The following is a 17,861-nucleotide window of genomic DNA, read 5'->3' on the forward strand; positions in this document are numbered from 1 at the left end:
TCCTTATTTTTTTGGTAAAACAGCAACGCGATGGCTCGGAACATTTAACGTTCTCGTCACCGCTTCGACAATCCATTTTTTCACTTGCACTTGATCGGCTCCTTTAGCAACAACAAGTACCCCGCGAATTTCGGGTTTTTTCGTTTGTAAAACGAGCGGTGTTTCTCCGTCCCCTTTGCGTACGATCACAATTTTTTCGTCTGTTGATTCATCTTCAATTTGACGTTTTCCACCTTCTTTATCTTCTTCCATCGTTCGTTTTTTCTGAACGGTTGCGTTTTTTTCGAGTACGTTTTGTTCCGTCGCATCGACATTGACGATCACTTTCACTTCACCAACGCCAACAATCGCTTCAAGCGCTTCTTTTAATTGTTGTTCATATCGCTCTTCATAGTCTGCAATTTGCTTTAATTTTTTTTCTTCATCGGTTTGACGAAATACAGTTTGAGTCGTTTCCTGTTGGACGCGTTTTTCTGGCGAAAAGTTGAACACGTTGCCAAAGATCATAAATAATAAGCCGATGGCTAACAGAATGGCAATCAGTCCATTTTTTTCAATCCATCGTTTCACCCCTCTCTACTCCCTCCTTTCAAGATGAATCGTAATCATCTGTCGATCTACTCCCCACATTTGTGCTAAAAAGCGGGCGATGTCGTCGTGTTTTTCTGTGATCGACGGCGAAGATTGAATGCGAATCGGTTTAACAACAGAAGTCGTTTCTTCTGCTAACTCCACCGTAATCGCCTCAATCTGAGGGGGGATTTGTTCCGACTCCCCAATTGTTAATGAAATGTCCGTCACCGTTAAACCATATGTGCGCATCAACTCCTCAGCCGCTATGTTCTTTAGCTGGACAGCCATTTGTTCTAAAATATATGCACGTTGTGAGGCTTGTATTTCTTTTTTCTTTGTTTCAATGTCATTTTCAAGCGTTGCATGTTGTTGTTGCTGAATTGAGGCAAACCATGTATTTACATCCCCGTGAAATAAACGAAGAAGCGGAGAAAATAAAATGAAAATAAACAATAAACCGACAACCATCTTGACGTATTTTTGAAATGAACCGTTTGGCAAAATGAGTTCTATGACAACGGCGAGCAAGATGAATGTAATGATATGGGAAATCCACTCAGTCAACAGTCCCACAACGTCTATTCTCCTTTCAGCGAACCATCATCGTTAAATTCCCTGCTGCAATAATAACTGTCATGCTTAAAAAAAACATAAGCGATACAATCACAAGGGCGGTGAGTACATACATCATGCTTTTGCTGATCACGCTCAAGCAAGAGATAACGATGCCTCCCCCCATCGGTTGCAATATCGCAGCAGCTAGTTGATAAATGAGAGCGATGACTAAAATTTTGATCGCTGGAAACGCGGCAATAAGAAGCAATAAAGTGACACCGAACAAGCCGACTGTATTTTTTAATAAGACGGAAGCGGTCACAACTGTATCTGCCGCATCCGTAAACATTCGCCCGATAATCGGAATAAAGTTTCCTGCCACAAATTTAGCGGCTCGTATCGCAATCCCATCGGCAATAGCTGTTGTTGCACCCTTGACAGACAATACACCGAAAAAAATGGTGAGCATCACACCAAGCGAGCCGATGCTAATGTTGCGCAACAAATCTGCTAATTTTGTTACTTTATAATGTTCGCTCAATAAACTAACAATGCTTAAAATCGTTGCTAAAAATAGAAGCGGCAATGAAAAATGTTCAATGATCGTTCCTGTCATATTCATAAAAAACAACACAATCGGATGAAAAAAAGCTACGGATACTACACCACCTGATGACGCCATAAGCGCAAGTAAAATCGGTAAAAGAGCGATCATAAAACTCGTCATCGTTTGAATCGCTTCTTTTGCGTATGTCACAGCAACATGAAAACTATTTAACGCAATAATCATCAGCACCATATAAACAACCGCATGTGCGACTTTGCTGACAGCATGATGTGAAAACGCATTTTGTAGCGATTGTAAAAATAAACTAAACACCGTTAATAAAATGAGTGTGCCAAGCAATTTTCCATTCGCCATCAGCTCGTACAATAAAAATTTCATAAACGCTCGCAACCATTCGCTTAGCGACAGCTCTTTCTCCCCATTTATGAACTGCCAAAAAGAACCTTTTTGACTTTCTGGCAACAACCCTCCATACTGTTGCACGATATGATCCCAATATTGTTTAATAGACTCTACACCAACTTGTTCCGCTTGTTGTTTGACTAGCTCATTCGTCGTTGGTGATGCTTGTACAATACAAGGCAAGAAAAAAAGGAGAAAGAAAAATAAAATGGGAGCGCGCCTCATGTCATCACCCCTTCATCGGAAGAAAGCTTAAAATCGTTTCAATAAGAGCTGTTAAAATCGGGATGGCCATGGCTAAAATTAAAATTTTTCCACCCAGTTCAATTTTTCCAGCAATCGCTCCTTGCCCGGCATCTTTAGAAATTTGTGCACCAAACTCCGCAATATATGCGATGCCAATAATTTTTAATATCGTTTCAACGTATACCGTTTGAACGTGCGCTTCATTTGCTAACGTTTGAACCATGCGAAAAATGTCTTGAATGCGATCAATTAAAAATAAAAAAATCACTGTTCCGACAAAAACGGTCAGCAAAAGTGAAATATTCGATTTATGTTCGTTTAAAATCGTCACTAAAAACGTCGCGATAAGCCCAAGCCCGACAATTTGTAAAATATCAATGGGTACTCCCTCCTAACTTTGAAACAAAAAAACAGATTTAATTTTTTGAAATAAATCTTGAACGATGGAAATGACTAAAAACAAAATATAAATAAATCCTAGCAGCGTCACCCATTGAGCATATTCCTTCTTCCCAAATCCTTCTAAAACAGTATGCAAAAAAGCAACGACAATGCCTACGCCAGCTATACGAAAAATTAAATCTACGTCAACACCCATTTTGAATGTCCTCCTCTATATGAGTAAAAGCACGATGAGAATGCCGGTTAATACCCCTAAACTTTTCATCATTTTTTCGTAGCGTTGCTGTTTTTCCATGGCATCCCCTTCTTCTCGCTCTAAATGCACCATCGTTAAACGAATGTAATTTTGTTGAATCTCATGATCGTACTGTCCAAGCGTTTCGCCAAACTGTTTCATAATCTCAAACTCTCCTTCTTTTAAGGCGGTCATTTTCCATACTTCATGCAAGCTTTCTTCCCACGCTTGGCGAGCGTTCATCGTTCCTTCTTGTAACTTTTGTGCAAACGTTTCAAATAACCATGACAGCGGTCGTGATAGTTGTTGTGAAAGCCGTACAGCCGCTTCCGTTAACGGCGTATGTCCGTACATAATTTCTGCCTCAAGCGACTGCAACGCCATTTTTAATTGGCGCAACTGTTTTGTGCGCTCTCGTAAAAGTCGCGCCGCTTCAAATCCTGACCATGTCGTTGCTAATATAATACATATCGCTCCAATCCATTTCATTCACATCACGCCCATCTTTCGATATATATCGCGCCCATGTGAATCACGAATCGCTTGAATCGTTCCTGGACGTCCGACATTTGTTAACTCAACAAATCGTTCAAATATAGCTTGTTCCATAATCGGACGCAGCGCTGGACGTTTCACGATGTCAGCCATATGTCGACCGTGCGCTGTCATAAATAAGCCCACTCCTGCATGAACCGCTTCCAAAATGGCCGTACAATCCGCTTCACTTCCAATTTCATCAACAATTAAAACGTCCGGGCTCATGGAACGAATCATCATCATCATCCCTTCTGCCTTTGGACACGCATCGAGCACATCAATGCGATAACCGAATGTAAATTGCGGAATGCCTTTGACACAGCCGGCAATTTCTGATCGTTCATCGACGATGCCAACTTTTTGAGGAGCAATACGCCGATCTGTCACCCCGCTGCTGACGATGCGTGCAATATCACGAAGAAGCGTTGTTTTTCCTGTTTGTGGTGCCCCGATAATCATCGTATTGAGCCATCGTCCATCGTATAAATAAGGGAGAAGGGGAACAGCCATGCCGATTTGCTGCCGAGCCATTCGAATATTGAACGATGTAATATGTCGAATCGCTTTTACTTTTCCGTCTTCTACAATCACCTTTCCAGCTAAACCGACGCGATGTCCACCTTGAATAGTAATGTAGCCTTTTTTCAGCTCTTCTTCGATTGTGTAGAGAGAATATTGGCTTAATTTATTTAATAGTTCGATTCCTTCTCCCATTTGTACGACATGCGGACATATGTACGATCTCCCACCAACAATGACTTCAAGCGGTCGTTCAATACGAATGCGAATTTCTTCAATCGCAAACGGAGAAGCGATAGGCAATGATTGAATCGCATGAACGATCCCCTTAGGCAACAGATCAAACACCGCTTTCATCCTCTTCCCTCCCTTACTTCACGACATAAATACCGATTAATATACATACAACCCCAGCACCAATCCATACGAGCTTAAACAATGACAGCTCGTTTGCCACTGCAACAAGACCAATCATCATAACGACTAAAAAAATGGTCGGACCAACGACAGCAAGCAACGTATTGACCGCAATCGCCTTTTTTACATCATTGAGCGACAACATGACAATCGCTGCACATAATTCAATCGCCGCAGATAAAAAACGTAAACTCGCCATCGTCCAAACAGTTGCATCAATTTTCATCGCATCCTCCTTGTACAACGGTGCTAGTACAACGTATGCGGAAATAAGTGAATTCAGAAGTATAGAAAGGAAAAATTCATCAGGAAATGTGCTTGTAGATAAAAAGGATAAATCATACAATAATAGTGTGAAACGTCATAATTAAGTGAAGAAACTTTTTGCTAATTGTTTTAGTAAAGGATGGGACATCAAACGGTATGCTAAATAACAAATGAAGGAGATAATGAAGATGATATACATCATTCGTAAAATGAAACAAGAAGATATAAAACAAGTTCAAGATATAGCGAAAATAACTTGGAATGCTACTTACGAGGGTGTTATTCCTTCAGATGTGCAAGAAAATTTTTTAAAATCGGCTTACAGCGACGAGCGAATGAAACAACGATTACAACACTCTACTCTTTTTGTAGCTGAAGTAGAAAATAACATTGTAGGATTTGCTAATTTTTCTTCAGTGAGAGAAGATGGAAAGGTTGAATTATGGGCTATTTATGTTCATCCAGAACAACAAGGCAGAGGAATCGGCTCAGCCTTGTTACAAAAAGGGATGCAAATAAACGGTGTAAATGAAATTTATGTAAATGTTGAAAAAGATAATCAAATCGGAAGAACGTTTTATGAAGCTAAAGGTTTTGAAGCTGTGAAAGAGTTTGATGAGGAATTTGATGGTCATATGTTAAAAACGATCCGAATGGTGTTAAAACTTAAAACATCCCATATACGAAATTCAGCTTGTTGACTATGTCAACAAGCTGAATTTCCTCCTTTTTACGATTTTCCATTACGCACGTGATACGTATGTGCCGTCTGTTGTGTTAATAATTAATACATCGCCTTCGTTGACGAAAAATGGCACTTGAACGACAAGACCTGTTTCTAATGTCGCTGGTTTTGAGCCACCTGATGCCGTATCTCCTTTAATGCCTGGCTCTGTTTCAACGACTTTTAATTCAACTGTGTTTGGCAATTCGACACCAATCGTTTCGCCTTGGTACATCATAATGAACACTTCCATGTTTTCTTTTAAAAACTTTAATTCATGCTCAATTTGTTTTGCAGGAAGTTCGATTTGCTCGTACGATTCCATATCCATAAATACATGTTGATCGCCATTTGCATATAAATATTGCATTTTACGGTTGTCGATTTGTGCTTTGTTTACTTTTTCACCTGCGCGGAACGTTTTTTCTTGAATCGCACCTGTTCGCAAGTTGCGAAGTTTGGAACGAACGAACGCCGCCCCTTTTCCTGGTTTCACATGTTGGAATTCAATAACACGCCAAATGTCACCATCTACTTCAATCGTTAAACCTGTGCGAAAATCGTTTACTGAAATCATGTTCATTTCCTCCTACCGTCTATAAAATGATCAGTTCTTTTGGCGAAAGAGTGAGCCGTTCATTGCCGTTTTCTGTAATGACGATGTCATCTTCAATGCGAACACCGCCTAATCCCGCTATGTAAATACCCGGTTCAACCGTCACAACCATCCCCGGCTGTAGCACAGTATCCGAACGCATCGACAGCGCCGGCATTTCATGTACTTCCATACCGAGTCCATGGCCTGTTGAATGCCCAAAATACTCGCCAAATCCGCAAGCAGAAATGTAATCGCGTGTGAGCGCATCTGCCTCTCGGCCTGTCATCCCTGCACGAATATGTTCGACACCACGAAGCTGGGCTTGTAACACGACATCGTATATGCGTTTCAACTCATCGCTTACTTCGCCAACCGCAACGGTTCTCGTAATGTCCGAGCAATACCCATTGTAATATGCGCCAAAATCGAGCGTGACGAGCTCGCCTTTTTCAATGACTTTATTTGTTGCCACCCCATGTGGCAACGCTGAACGCACACCAGATGCAACAATGATATCAAATGATGAACTTGTCGCTCCTTGTTTGCGCATAAAAAACTCTAGCTCATTCGCCACATCCATTTCGCGCACACCCGGGCGAATAAAATGAAGAATATGACGAAAGGCGGCATCGGCAATCTCGGCTGCTTCCTTTAATATCTTAATCTCTGCTTCGGACTTAATCAAGCGTAACTTTTCTACCGCACCGGAAACCGGAACGAGCGTTGCTTTCACTGCTTTCGCATATGATGAAAACATCGCATACGAAACGTCGTCTTGTTCAAAGCCAAGTTTTTGGATGCCTAATCGCTCAACTTGTTTTGCTACTTCTTCAATGAGCGTTTGCGTATGTTGCACAATTTCATATCCTTCAATTTGTCTTGTCGCTTGTTCGACATAGCGAAAATCTGTAATAAATACAGCATCCGTTTCGCTAATTAAAACGACGCCCGCTGTTCCTGTAAAATTTGTCATATAGCGACGGTTATATTCGTTTGTAATAAGAAATCCGTCAATGCCGTACTCTGCAAATTGCGCACGAAGTTTTTGTACTTTATCCAATGTTATTTCCCCTTCCCTTCAACCATATCAAGCAACGCTAAAATCGCCAACCGATATCCGTTTGTACCAAGTCCGACAATTTGCCCTGCTGTCACCGGGGCTAAAACAGATTGATGACGAAACGGCTCTCTTGCATGAATGTTTGAAATATGTACTTCAATGACTGGCGTCTGTACGCTTGCGATCGCATCACGCAATGCATAACTATAATGCGTAAACGCCCCGGGATTAAAAACGATCCCGTCATATAACGATTCCGCCCGATGAATTTGGTCAATTAACGCCCCTTCATAATTGCTCTGATAGCACGTTAATTCTGCCCCATATTCACTAGCAAATTCCGTTAATTGTTTTTCTAGTTGGGCAAGTGTCGTATGCCCATAAATGTGCGGCTCCCTCATACCGAGACGATTTAAGTTCGGACCGTTTAAAAGGAGGAATCGAACCATTCCCCCTCTCCCCCCTTTACTGATGAAAATACATATGGTTATTTTACCACATCGACCTGTTTTTGTCGCCTCATCTCTGCAACTTCAAATGAAATGGAATAACCGATGAACATCCCATATAAAATGTAAAAGCATACCGTCGTTACAATTGTATTTCGTTCAAGTTGTGGAACAGCTTTTAATTGCGGAAAAATTGGATTTAATACGTAAAAAACAAGCACCCATAGCCCGATGCCAAAAGCAACCCCCGGCCAAATGCCTTGACGGTTTTTTAAGAAAGCGTAGTACAGAAGCGCAGCAATGACCGAAGCGAGCCCAATGAACAAAATAGCAATCGCCTGACCAAGTGCCCCGTTTTTCCAATCACCGATCGCCCACGGTTGCAAAATAAAATTTGGCGCCACTTCTGTAAAATGAAAAAAATAAGCACAATATGCGAGGAAGCTCCAAAACACGCCCCCAATAAAACCGATCAGCGCGACTTTTGCTAAAACGGGCATTGGTTTTTCTCTTTTGTTTTGTTCAAGTTGTGCGTCTTGTTTTGTTTTTGTTTGCACAGTAATCACCTCCGTTTTTATCTTGTCCAAAATGTTGGATCTCATGTGTATCGTTTCTCATTTTTGGAAACAATACAAATACAAACAATACATCGACCTAGAGGTTTTTATCGTTTTCTTGTAGAATATAAGAAAAAAGAAAATAGGTTGGTGTCTTCTCATGAGCAAAAACGTATACGGTGGGCAAGCGGTCATTGAAGGTGTCATGTTTGCCGGACGCCATCATTCCGTCACAGCCATTCGCCGCAAAGATGGGTCGATCGAGTATTTTCACGTTCCACGCGAAACAAACAAAACGCTTGCTTCATTTAAAAAAATTCCGTTTCTTCGCGGCATTTTTGCCATTATTCAAGCAAGTGCGAACGGGTCGAAACATTTACAATTTTCGAGCGAACGATATGATCTCGATCCAAACGAAGATGAAACGTTACAAGCTGAACCTCCGTCCAAATGGACGATGATTTTAGGTGTTGCACTGATCGGCGTGTTGTCGTTTCTATTTGGAAAGTTTGTTTTTACCCTTATTCCTGTATTTTTGGCTGAATTAACGAGACCGATTTTTCCATCGGATACAGCTCAAATACTTGTAGAAGGGTGTTTTAAACTTCTTTTACTTTTAGGTTATATTTACTTTATTTCGCTCACGCCACTTGTAAAACGACTGTTTCAATATCACGGAGCAGAACATAAAGTAATTAATGCCTACGAAAATGGGTTGCCGTTGACGGTTGAACATGTACAACAACAATCGCGCCTTCATTATCGTTGCGGCAGCAGCTTCATTTTATTTACCGTCATTATCGGCGTATTCGTTTACATGTTCGTCCCGACCGAACCGCTTTGGGTGCGCGTGCTAAACAGACTAGCACTCATTCCGGTTGTACTAGGATTATCTTTTGAAGTATTACAGCTAACAAACGCGTTGCGGCATGTCCCAGTGTTGCGTTGGTTAGGTTATCCTGGTTTATGGCTACAACTATTAACAACGAAAGAACCGACTGACGATCAAGTGGAAGTAGCTATCGCATCATTTCAACGTTTGCTTGAGTTAGAGGGAGAAGCGACGAACGAGCAAGAAGAAGTGGTGTAACATAAAGGAGGTGGATCGATTGCGTCGGCGCCCATTCCCGCTTATCACTTTGCTTATTGTGTTCGCTATTTTTGGGTTTTCTTATCGTCTATGGAACGATCCGATTCAATTGTTGAAACAAGTATTTCTCATCGGATTTGTTCTAGCTGCCTTTTATGGCATATATAAATGGATACAAAGACAAAGCTTTAGTCGTTCGTATCAAAAAGCGGTAAAACAATCGAAAAAGCTCCACCACCAGAAAACGAAGCCGACGTCGAAAAAACAACCGCGCCCAACCGCTTTAAAGAAAAAGCACGCTACTCATTTAACAGTCATTGAGGGAAAAAAAGGAAAGAAAAAAAATCGGGCTTCTTTTTAACCCGATTTTTTCTTTTAATACGTCCACGTTTTTAAAAACTGTTTGGTGCGCTCTTTTCCAAACGAAATGAGCTTCTTTTTTTCTTCATCCGTTACGGAGAAATCAGTCGCCACGACATGTTTGACAGGCAGGAAAATAATGTTTTTTTCATGGCGGCGCGAAATGTATCGTTCATCGTGCGCCTCGCGCATCGTTTGAAACAACGCTTCATACAACTCAATGGCATTATTAATTTTCTTTTTTGCTTTTTGCGCTTGTCTTGCGCTTAGTTTGATGCCAAGAACAGGTCGCTTTTTTCGCTCTTCATCAAATAAAAAAATCGGGAAATTGCTTAGTAAGCCGCCATCAACGACAATATGCTTTCCTTCGTCCGTCTTTAACCGTACAGGCTCAAAAAAATAAGGGATGCCTACGCTCATTCTTACTGCTTTTGCGACTGGAAAACGAAGAGGGTCGATGCCGTATTTCGGCAAATCATCTGGCAAAATAAGCATCGTCCCATTCGTTAAATCGGAAGCGACAACGCGCAATCGTTCGTGAGGCAAATCGGCAAACGTGTACACTCCTTTTTTACTTAACTGATCCGCGATCCATCGTTCGAGCTTTTCTCCTTTATATAACCCCATTTTCCAATAAAGGACGAGCCATTTTAACCATGCATACGGGATGATTGTATGTCTTTCATCGAGAAAGTCCATTAAATTCATTTCTTCCATCAGGTCCACGATTTCCTTGCTTGTAAATCCCGCCGCAATAAACGAAGCAATAAGTGCCCCTGCACTCGTACCAGCAAGCCGCTTAAAACGAAAACCTTTTTCTTCGATCGCCTCATATGCTCCAATTAACGCAAAACCTTTGACTCCTCCACCAGAAAACACACCGTCAATCTCCATGCCCTTCCCTCCCTCGCCATATATGTATGAAAAATGGGAGAGATTGAGCATAAAAAAACAAAAAAGAACAAGCGTTTATGCCTGTTCTTGCTCGTTTTGCTTTTGAATGTTGCGAAGCGCTTCAAGACGTGACCGATCTTCCTCAAAGTATTGTACTAAGTCACCTATCCGGTCAATAGCGTTCCAGCTTAAATGATGTTCGATTCCCTCAACGTCACGATAAATGTTTTCTTCATCTACACCAATGAGACGCATAAATTGTTCAAGCAACTCATGGCGATACACGAGTCGTTTACCGATTTTTTTTCCTTTTGGAGTAAGCACAAGACCGCGATATTTTTCATATACTAAATATTCGTCTTTATCAAGCTTTTGAACCATTTTTGTCACAGAGGAGGGATGAACAGATAACGCTTCAGCAATATCTGATACGCGAGCGTATCCTTTTTCTTCGATCAATATATAAATTTGTTCAATATAATCTTCCATGCTTGGTGTTGGCATACGTTCCCCTCCTAAACAAACATCCGCAATCATTATGATTATAACATGTTTACCAAGCATGACAACTATTTACGTAAAATATTCAATCGTTGCTTCGGGAAAAAATTGCGCGATATAGGAGCGAATCGTGTCATTTAGCCGATTCGCCTCTTCATCTTGATACACATATTTTCCGATGCCGTATCGTCCCCATTTATATTTTCGCTTCGTTTCATCAAGATCAAGCTTCGTTTTCGGATACCGTTTTTGAATAACCGTCTTTGCCGGTTTAGTGAAGCGGTGTTGGATTAATTCGAACGTTAAATCCGTTAAGTCGATGCCTTGTAAGCTTGTGTTCAATCGTTCAAACAGCTCAAAATATCCTTCTTCCCATCCGTCATGCATATAAATCGGAGCGACGATAAAACCGAGCGGATAGCCAGCATGCGCTACTTTTCGCGCCGCCTCTAACCGTGCGTCAAACGAAGACGTCCCCGGTTCAAAGTTTTGAATAACATATCGTGAATTAACGCTAAAACGAAAGCGTGTTTTTCCATTATGTTTTGCATCAAGCAAATGATCGACATGCTCATATTTTGTGACAAAACGGAGCCGACCATATTCCGTCGCTCCAATAAATTCAATCGCTTTTTTTAAAGCATGTGTCAAATGGTCAATGCCGACAATATCGGACGTACAAGCTGCTTCAAAACGCGTAATTTCTGGGGCGCGTTCATCAATGTATGCTTTCGCTTGAGCAAAAATATCATCAAGATTAACGTACACACGAATGTAAGGCTTGCTTCCAAGCGTCGTCTGTAAATAACAATAATGACAATGCCCCATGCACCCCGTCGCAAGAGGAATCGCATATTCTGCGGACGGTTTAGACGTATCGAATTTTAATGTTCGCCGAACACCGACAACGAGTGTTGATTTTGCGTTGCGATATTGCTGAAGTTCGTTATCTCCCGGAATGCCGCGCACTTGGTTATGTGATGTCGTTTCCCGAATGTCGATATTCATCCTTTGAAATTTTTCCTTTAGTTCTCGCCCTAGAGGGTAGTCAAGCGCCTCACGTTCAAAATAAACAAGCTGTGGAATAAATGGCTTCATCCAATCACCTCAATGTTAGTATGGTTTATTCGTATGAGGTGATGAAATACAATTTTTGTTATCCCATTATAAAAGAAAAAGAGACGGATTTTCCCGTCCCTTTTTACATTATAAACCACATTTTAACTGGGCACCGCAACTTGTACACGTGTTGCAGCCACCGATTTCTTCGACTGTTCCTTCACGGCATACTGGACAAATGTTGCCGACTTCCGAACCGATCGTAACGTCCGTTGCTCGTAAATCAGGAATCGTTTCAACAAGGGCAACAGCCCGTTTTTTCGGTTCTTCTGGCAGAAGCTCTAGCTGCTCTTCGACCACATGTTCTTCTGCTTTTAATGTTAATACTTGCGCATCACGGCTACCGTCGACATACACTGTCCCACCTTTTGCACCACCTCGCCATAACCGCTCGTACACTTTTTGCACTTGCTCAACCGTATAGCCGCGCGGTGCGTTCACCGTTTTCGAAAGGCTTGAATCGACCCAACGTTGAATAATGCATTGTACATCTGCATGGGCTTCCGGTGATAAATCCATCGCGGTCACAAACCAATGCGGCAAGTTGTTCGGATCCGCTTCTGGATGTTTATCTAAATATTCTTGGACGATATCCGCTTTCACCTCAATAAACTTGCCTAGACGGCCGCTTCGATAATAAGAAAAGGAAAAATATGGTTCAAGCCCTGTGGACACGCCGATCATGGTCCCTGTGGATCCAGTCGGAGCAACCGTTAATAAATGCGAGTTGCGAATACCGTATTTTAAAATATCTTGGCGAATATCTTCCGGCATTTTTTTCATATAACCGGTGTGAATAAACGCTTCGCGCAATTTCATCGTTTCTTCTTCTGTTTCGCCAACTAAAAACGGAAAGCTTCCTTTTTCTTTCGCAAGCTCAATCGACGCACGATACGCCGTTGTCGCAATTGTTTTAAACAGCTCGTCAACTAACTGATTTCCCTCTTCCGAACCGTACTCTTTTTCGCAATAAATAAGTAAGTCAGCTAGTCCCATGACGCCAAGACCGATGCGACGCTCCCCAAGCGCTTGCTTTTTATTTTCTTCAAGGAAATACGGGGTTGCGTCAATAACGTTATCTTGCATACGGACGCCAACTTCAACCGTACGCTTTAATTTTTCATAATCAACGACCTTCTTTTCTTTATCGACCATATTTGCCAAATTAATCGCGGCTAAATTGCACACAGAATAAGGTGCGAGTGGTTGTTCCAGCTTATGTTACCCTATCGGCTTTTTATCCGATAGCTCTAACGGTTCATTTCCCGTTAGCTCAGCATACGTTTTCATTACACACGCTTTTCATAAACTTAAGAAGTTCTTTTCTCCCTAAATCTTTTCCAAAAACAGCTTTTGAAATCACTCTAAGATCCTTTACTCCAAACAAATCGTGAATTTCATTTAATAATGGGGCAATAACTGTACTAACTTTATTCAACTTAGCATTGAGAACAATCTCTTTATTTAGTTTCGACCATTGAATAGTGTAATCTCTTATTTCGACATGTAATATCTCCCTTTTACTAACGTACACTTCAGTCGCTTTTTTTATTGCATTCTTCCCAGCACAAGATTGACTACAAAATTTTCTTGATGAAGTTTTTATTACAGTGAAGCAGTCACCGCAGTTCTTGCAAACCCTTTTTTCCCTAGGAATTTTAATCTTTCCTTTTTGTGATAATCCAGACTTTCTTAAACCTTCTAACATTCTTTGCTTTGCATAGCTATCAGTTTCCCACAACTTCTTTGTATGTTCACCAATTTTTTTCTTTGTATCCTCTCGATGCTTCATACTGTAATGACCGTTTAAACTACCAGAAGCGACTTTACTAATAGTAGTCTCATTTGAATTTATCCATTCTTCGATAGTACCCGTCAACGTAAAAGGCAAATGTTCATAGATTACTCGCAGTTTCTCATAAGAAACTAGCTCACATTCAATGCCATATTTACGATGAATTTCAGTTAAATCATTTAAAGCCTTTTCTATCTCCTTCTTGTTCCTTGATTTAACTTCCACTATTCTGCAAACATTCCCATTATTATCGTAAATAAAGAAGTCTGGTTTATATAACCTATAACCTAGATCAAAAACTTGATCCTCGTAGCCCCATTGAATTGAATGATAATCTAAATATTTGGCATATGCATATTCATAAGAACTTCTCAAATAAAAACCTCTGTAAAATCCGGCATATCCCCTATTCATCCGGCAGTACACCGTCCTTGCGAAAAGCGTGTGTAATGCTGCGGCCTCTTGCGGAGATTATATTCTGCCTTTTTAGACAGGTTCACTCCGTATGCGTTGCCCCTGACTGAGTTTTTAGGCTCAGCCTTCGGTTCAGGTTCCCATCTCAGGGTTCCTGCTTCATTCCGCAGTTTTTTACGTGAGGCAAACTATTCACCACACGGATTTGTTGCGACTACTTTTTGCCCGTACGCTCTTGCGTTCGTCATGTCGTTGGCGTTGTCGATAAAGAAAATGCCTGGTTCGGCGGAATACGTTGCACAAATGTTAATGAGCTTCCATAGCTCGCGCGCGCGAATTTTCCGGTAGACGCGAACGCGATAACCCATTTTCTCCCATTCACGCACATCGCCGACTTCATGCCATTTTTCGTTGTAGATGCGCATTTCTTCTTCCGAGTACGTTTCAACATCTGGGAAGCGCAATTCGTATTCTTCATCGTTTTCTACTGCCTGCATAAACTCTTTTGTTAAGCAAACGGAAATGTTCGCCCCTGTTAAAAAGTCCGGATTGTGGACGCTATACGTGCCACCTGTGCGCAACTTTTCTTCCGCGTCTTTAATAATTTTTTCTGAAAAGCCGCCGTATCCTGGGATGTTTTTGTAGTTAACAATTCCTTGATACATTGCGCGCTCTTGTTCAGTAAGCGGTGTAAACTTTAGTTTTTCTTTCGCTGCTTTTTGAATGCCTTCGTCTTCTGTATTTTCAAGCAAATAGCGCAAAATGCGCGGATTTTGCATTTTGGAAATGATGAATTCAATAATGTCCGGATGCCAATCGGCTAACATAATCATTTGTGCGCCACGCAATTTGTTACTCACTCATTTGAGTGGGCTAGGTCATTTCTGCCTAGCTCTCCGTCTTTCGAACGGAGATCAGACTATATCATCAAAGAAGATGGGCTTTTTCCAACATCTCTTCTTTGTCTCGTGCCTCGTAACCTCGTTGCCGAGCGTTACGATTTACTCCTTCCATGGCTTCTCCGCTCCAAACATGTTTATTTATTACATTCATTGTATGGGAAGCTGTAGGAAGTTTCAATAGTCGTTGAACCTTCATCTCTGTTTCCAGAGACGCTTGGCTGCTGGTTGCCCATTGTTCCATCCAATTGATTTTCACACCATCACGCCTGCCGTTGCCAGCTACGTTGTGGTTCAATTGGCTTTAGGGTGTTCCAGCAATTCACGAGATTTTACTCCCGCCGATGGCGCTCTGTTAACGGGAGCCACCTTGTTCGACAAGATGGGTTAATTTTGCAATGTCGTCAAGCCATGATACGGACCCGGACGATTTTCCATTCACTCCGCGCGCGAGTGTATTGCGTGGACGAAGGGTAGAACCGTTCGTTCCGACACCGCCACCGCGGCTCATAATTTCCATCACTTGTTTGCGATGTTCAGAAATGCCTTCGCGCGAATCTTTCACAAATGGCATGACGTAGCAGTTGAAGTACGTCACTTCTGTTCCAGAACCTGCTCCATATAATACGCGCCCTGCTGGAACGAAATTTAGACTGACAAGCTGTTCATAAAACTTTTCGAACCACTCTTGCCGTTTTTCTTCCGTTTGCTCAACAGCGGCTAGCCCGGTTGCGTTCCGCTTTGCAATTTGCTCATAGTAAATTTCTAATGGTTTTTCAATAACATCAAGAGAACGAACGACAATGCCTGTTTTCGCCTCGTCCTCTTCTAGCACGTGGCGATATTCTTCTTCCACAAGCACGTGTGCTTTTTTACTTTCCCAATCCAACTCGACAATAAATCCAAGCCCACGCGCCGGAAACTTCGGATCTTCCTTCACTGTTAAAACGACAAAATCCCCGACGCTTAGCGTCAACTTTTCCGTATCTTTAAACGAATAGCGATCAAGCATCACTAAGCGCGACACACCCTTATATGTAATGTGCATCTCAGGAGTAATCGGGTGCACTTGTGGAAATAGGCGAATGTCTTCATTCAACTTGTCCACATTCACCGTCATTTTTTCAGAAAACGCAACCGTCATGTTTACCTCTCCTCTTCCAACATAATCTTACTACATTAAACTACCATATATCGACAACAATAATCAATAAAAAAATCAATATGTAGTATGTTTTTTCACAAAACCCATACTACATATTGATAATTAAGTCAAGTGTTTTTTATTTGTCAAGAGGAAAATTTACCGTTTGAAATTCCATTCATCTGTTTCATATTTATTTCTCGCTAGTTGCTGAACGTACAGCCGCTCATCATCGGTTAATTCATATCGTTCTAACTGAATGTTTAAACCTTTTTCAAATCCTTTGAAAAATGCTTCCTTCGCCTCATCGATCGTCACTTTTCGATCGGTTAGCTCATTGATTGCGACCGCTTTGTTTTTAAAATTTTGTCGCAACCGCTCTTTCACTCGTTCGTTCGGATACTTAAACAAGCTAAAAAGCATTTCTTCATCTAAGTCTAATAAAATCGAGCCATGTTGTAAAATGACTCCTTTTTGTCTCGTTTGGGCGCTTCCTGCCACTTTTCTTCCTTCGACAACGAGCTCATACCAAGATGGTGCATCAAAACAAACCGCCGAGCGTGGATTTTTTAAGTCCGCTTTTTCTTCTTCTGTTTTTGGAACAGCAAAATACGCATCAAGCCCGAGAAAACGAAATCCTTCCAAAATGCCTTGTGAAATGACGCGATACGCTTCCGTCACCGTTTGCGGCATAGCTGGATGCGCTTCTGATACGATAACGCTATACGTTAATTCTTTATCATGAAGCACACCGCGACCGCCTGTTGGGCGTCTCACAAAGCCAAGTCCGTATTTTTTTACTGCATCCATATCGATCTCTTTTTCGACTTTTTGAAAATAGCCGATCGAAAGCGTCGGTGGGTTCCAACCGTAAAACCGAATGGTTGGCGGAAAGTTTCCTTCACTATGCCATTCTAACAACGCTTCATCAAGCGCCATATTAAACGCTGGAGAACAATCGCCTGAGTCAATAAATCGCCATACTTCTTTTTCCATCTACTCCACCCTTTCCTCTATCATTTTATAGTGTAGCAAACATAATAAGTCAATGGAAAATGCTTTGCTTCTTGGACGAAACATTTATATAATAGACGTGGCAACGATGAAAAAGGAGGGTAAGCATGACGACAGTTCTTATTATTCTCGGAGCAATCATTGTGTACGCGGTAATTACATACTTTTACCAAAAGCGAGTCGTTAAAACGCTTACGGAAGAAGAGTTCCGCGCAGGTTATCGAAAAGCGCAACTCATCGATGTTCGCGAACCAGATGAATACGCTGCCGGTCACATTTTAGGGGCACGTAACATTCCGCTTTCACAACTACGTTTGCGCATGAAAGAATTGCGTAAAGACCAGCCGATTTATTTATATTGCCAAAGCGGACTTCGCAGCGGCCGTGCGGCACAAATGCTTTACCGAAAAGGATACCGCGACCTTTACCACTTAAAAGGTGGATTTAAAATGTGGACAGGAAAGGTGAAGAAAAAATAAGGTGCCAAGCAAAAACGCCTGGCACCTCGTTTTTTCACCTTTT

21 protein-coding genes and 3 pseudogenes are annotated in these 17,861 nt (G+C 41.6%); 4 read left to right on the forward strand and 20 right to left on the reverse strand.

Annotated elements, in window-relative coordinates:
- Nucleotides 1-3 precede the first annotated feature (3 nt).
- From spoIIIAG to ACPF7I_RS09580, 8 genes are read right to left on the reverse strand one after another with little or no spacing between them, the layout of a single operon-like run.
- Nucleotides 4-570 carry a stage III sporulation protein AG gene (spoIIIAG, locus tag ACPF7I_RS09545; protein ID WP_430743600.1) on the reverse strand — a complete coding sequence of 189 codons (567 nt, stop codon included), beginning with the start codon at nt 568-570 and terminating at the stop codon, nt 4-6.
- 6 nt (nt 571-576) lie between these two features.
- A complete protein-coding gene (gene spoIIIAF / locus ACPF7I_RS09550) occupies nt 577-1,146 on the reverse strand; it encodes a stage III sporulation protein AF (protein ID WP_430743598.1) in 570 nt (189 codons plus the stop codon).
- A gap of 16 nt (nt 1,147-1,162) precedes the next feature.
- Nucleotides 1,163-2,323 (reverse strand): stage III sporulation protein AE, encoded by a 1,161-nt coding sequence (spoIIIAE, locus tag ACPF7I_RS09555; RefSeq protein WP_430743596.1) that lies wholly within the window; start codon nt 2,321-2,323, stop codon nt 1,163-1,165.
- Nucleotides 2,324-2,327: 4 nt separating this feature from the next.
- Nucleotides 2,328-2,717 carry a stage III sporulation protein AD gene (gene spoIIIAD / locus ACPF7I_RS09560; RefSeq protein WP_026011550.1) on the reverse strand — a complete coding sequence of 130 codons (390 nt, stop codon included), beginning with the start codon at nt 2,715-2,717 and terminating at the stop codon, nt 2,328-2,330.
- Between the two features lie 18 nt (nt 2,718-2,735).
- Entirely contained in the window at nt 2,736-2,942 is a 207-nt protein-coding gene (gene spoIIIAC, locus ACPF7I_RS09565; RefSeq protein WP_004889589.1) for a stage III sporulation protein AC, read from the reverse strand.
- A 15-nt stretch (nt 2,943-2,957) separates the two neighbouring features.
- Complete coding sequence (spoIIIAB, locus tag ACPF7I_RS09570) at nt 2,958-3,470, reverse strand: stage III sporulation protein SpoIIIAB (RefSeq protein WP_430743594.1); 513 nt, start codon at nt 3,468-3,470, stop codon at nt 2,958-2,960.
- A complete protein-coding gene (spoIIIAA, locus tag ACPF7I_RS09575; RefSeq protein WP_430743592.1) occupies nt 3,471-4,394 on the reverse strand; it encodes a stage III sporulation protein AA in 924 nt (307 codons plus the stop codon). It abuts the gene before it with no gap.
- Between the two features lie 13 nt (nt 4,395-4,407).
- On the reverse strand, nt 4,408-4,680 hold the full coding sequence (locus ACPF7I_RS09580) for a YqhV family protein (protein ID WP_021095240.1): 273 nt from the start codon (nt 4,678-4,680) through the stop codon (nt 4,408-4,410).
- A gap of 229 nt (nt 4,681-4,909) precedes the next feature.
- Between ACPF7I_RS09580 and ACPF7I_RS09585 the strand changes: the two genes are divergently transcribed.
- Nucleotides 4,910-5,422 carry a GNAT family N-acetyltransferase gene (locus ACPF7I_RS09585; RefSeq protein ID WP_430743589.1) on the forward strand — a complete coding sequence of 171 codons (513 nt, stop codon included), beginning with the start codon at nt 4,910-4,912 and terminating at the stop codon, nt 5,420-5,422.
- Between the two features lie 42 nt (nt 5,423-5,464).
- On the opposite strand, the gene efp is transcribed toward ACPF7I_RS09585, so the two are convergent.
- From efp to ACPF7I_RS09605, 4 genes are read right to left on the reverse strand one after another with little or no spacing between them, the layout of a single operon-like run.
- Nucleotides 5,465-6,022 (reverse strand): elongation factor P, encoded by a 558-nt coding sequence (gene efp / locus ACPF7I_RS09590; protein WP_004889583.1) that lies wholly within the window; start codon nt 6,020-6,022, stop codon nt 5,465-5,467.
- Between the two features lie 19 nt (nt 6,023-6,041).
- Nucleotides 6,042-7,103, reverse strand: coding sequence for a M24 family metallopeptidase (locus tag ACPF7I_RS09595; protein WP_430743587.1), 1,062 nt, complete (start codon nt 7,101-7,103; stop codon nt 6,042-6,044).
- Nucleotides 7,104-7,105: 2 nt separating this feature from the next.
- Nucleotides 7,106-7,552: a type II 3-dehydroquinate dehydratase gene (aroQ, locus tag ACPF7I_RS09600; RefSeq protein WP_430743585.1), complete on the reverse strand. Its 447-nt coding sequence runs from the start codon at nt 7,550-7,552 to the stop codon at nt 7,106-7,108.
- Nucleotides 7,553-7,590: 38 nt separating this feature from the next.
- A complete protein-coding gene (locus ACPF7I_RS09605; RefSeq protein ID WP_042534314.1) occupies nt 7,591-8,154 on the reverse strand; it encodes a YqhR family membrane protein in 564 nt (187 codons plus the stop codon).
- A 115-nt stretch (nt 8,155-8,269) separates the two neighbouring features.
- Between ACPF7I_RS09605 and ACPF7I_RS09610 the strand changes: the two genes are divergently transcribed.
- Complete coding sequence (locus ACPF7I_RS09610) at nt 8,270-9,199, forward strand: DUF1385 domain-containing protein (RefSeq protein WP_430743583.1); 930 nt, start codon at nt 8,270-8,272, stop codon at nt 9,197-9,199.
- Between the two features lie 19 nt (nt 9,200-9,218).
- On the forward strand, nt 9,219-9,560 hold the full coding sequence (locus tag ACPF7I_RS09615) for an SA1362 family protein (protein WP_430743581.1): 342 nt from the start codon (nt 9,219-9,221) through the stop codon (nt 9,558-9,560).
- Between the two features lie 14 nt (nt 9,561-9,574).
- Here ACPF7I_RS09615 and ACPF7I_RS09620 read toward each other — a convergent pair whose 3' ends face one another.
- The 8 genes and pseudogenes from ACPF7I_RS09620 to ACPF7I_RS09655 form a co-directional block, all read right to left on the reverse strand.
- Nucleotides 9,575-10,453, reverse strand: a complete 879-nt coding sequence (locus ACPF7I_RS09620; protein ID WP_430743579.1) for a patatin-like phospholipase family protein — start codon at nt 10,451-10,453, stop codon at nt 9,575-9,577.
- Between the two features lie 75 nt (nt 10,454-10,528).
- Entirely contained in the window at nt 10,529-10,957 is a 429-nt protein-coding gene (gene mntR / locus ACPF7I_RS09625; RefSeq protein WP_009373920.1) for a transcriptional regulator MntR, read from the reverse strand.
- 69 nt (nt 10,958-11,026) lie between these two features.
- Nucleotides 11,027-12,052, reverse strand: coding sequence for a spore photoproduct lyase (gene splB / locus ACPF7I_RS09630; RefSeq protein ID WP_430743577.1), 1,026 nt, complete (start codon nt 12,050-12,052; stop codon nt 11,027-11,029).
- A 108-nt stretch (nt 12,053-12,160) separates the two neighbouring features.
- Nucleotides 12,161-13,285: pseudogene (locus tag ACPF7I_RS09635) on the reverse strand (vitamin B12-dependent ribonucleotide reductase); the annotation flags it as partial.
- Between the two features lie 61 nt (nt 13,286-13,346).
- Nucleotides 13,347-14,243, reverse strand: a complete 897-nt coding sequence (locus tag ACPF7I_RS09640; RefSeq protein WP_268850874.1) for a restriction endonuclease — start codon at nt 14,241-14,243, stop codon at nt 13,347-13,349.
- 230 nt (nt 14,244-14,473) lie between these two features.
- Nucleotides 14,474-15,127, reverse strand: a pseudogene (locus ACPF7I_RS09645) (vitamin B12-dependent ribonucleotide reductase); the annotation flags it as partial.
- Nucleotides 15,128-15,539: 412 nt separating this feature from the next.
- Nucleotides 15,540-16,325: pseudogene (locus ACPF7I_RS09650) on the reverse strand (ribonucleotide reductase N-terminal alpha domain-containing protein); the annotation flags it as partial.
- A gap of 159 nt (nt 16,326-16,484) precedes the next feature.
- Nucleotides 16,485-17,321 (reverse strand): lipoate--protein ligase family protein, encoded by an 837-nt coding sequence (locus tag ACPF7I_RS09655; protein ID WP_009373924.1) that lies wholly within the window; start codon nt 17,319-17,321, stop codon nt 16,485-16,487.
- A gap of 125 nt (nt 17,322-17,446) precedes the next feature.
- Here ACPF7I_RS09655 and ACPF7I_RS09660 point away from each other — a divergent pair, with 125 nt between their 5' ends.
- The gene (locus ACPF7I_RS09660) at nt 17,447-17,818 is read left to right on the forward strand and encodes a rhodanese-like domain-containing protein (RefSeq protein ID WP_009373925.1); all 372 of its coding nucleotides are present in this window, start codon (nt 17,447-17,449) and stop codon (nt 17,816-17,818) included.
- The last annotated feature ends 43 nt before the right edge of the window (nt 17,819-17,861 follow it).

The sequence above is a fragment of the Anoxybacillus dikiliensis genome (genome assembly GCF_050613275.1).
In the GTDB taxonomy this organism is placed as follows: Bacteria; Bacillota; Bacilli; order Bacillales; family Anoxybacillaceae; genus Anoxybacillus.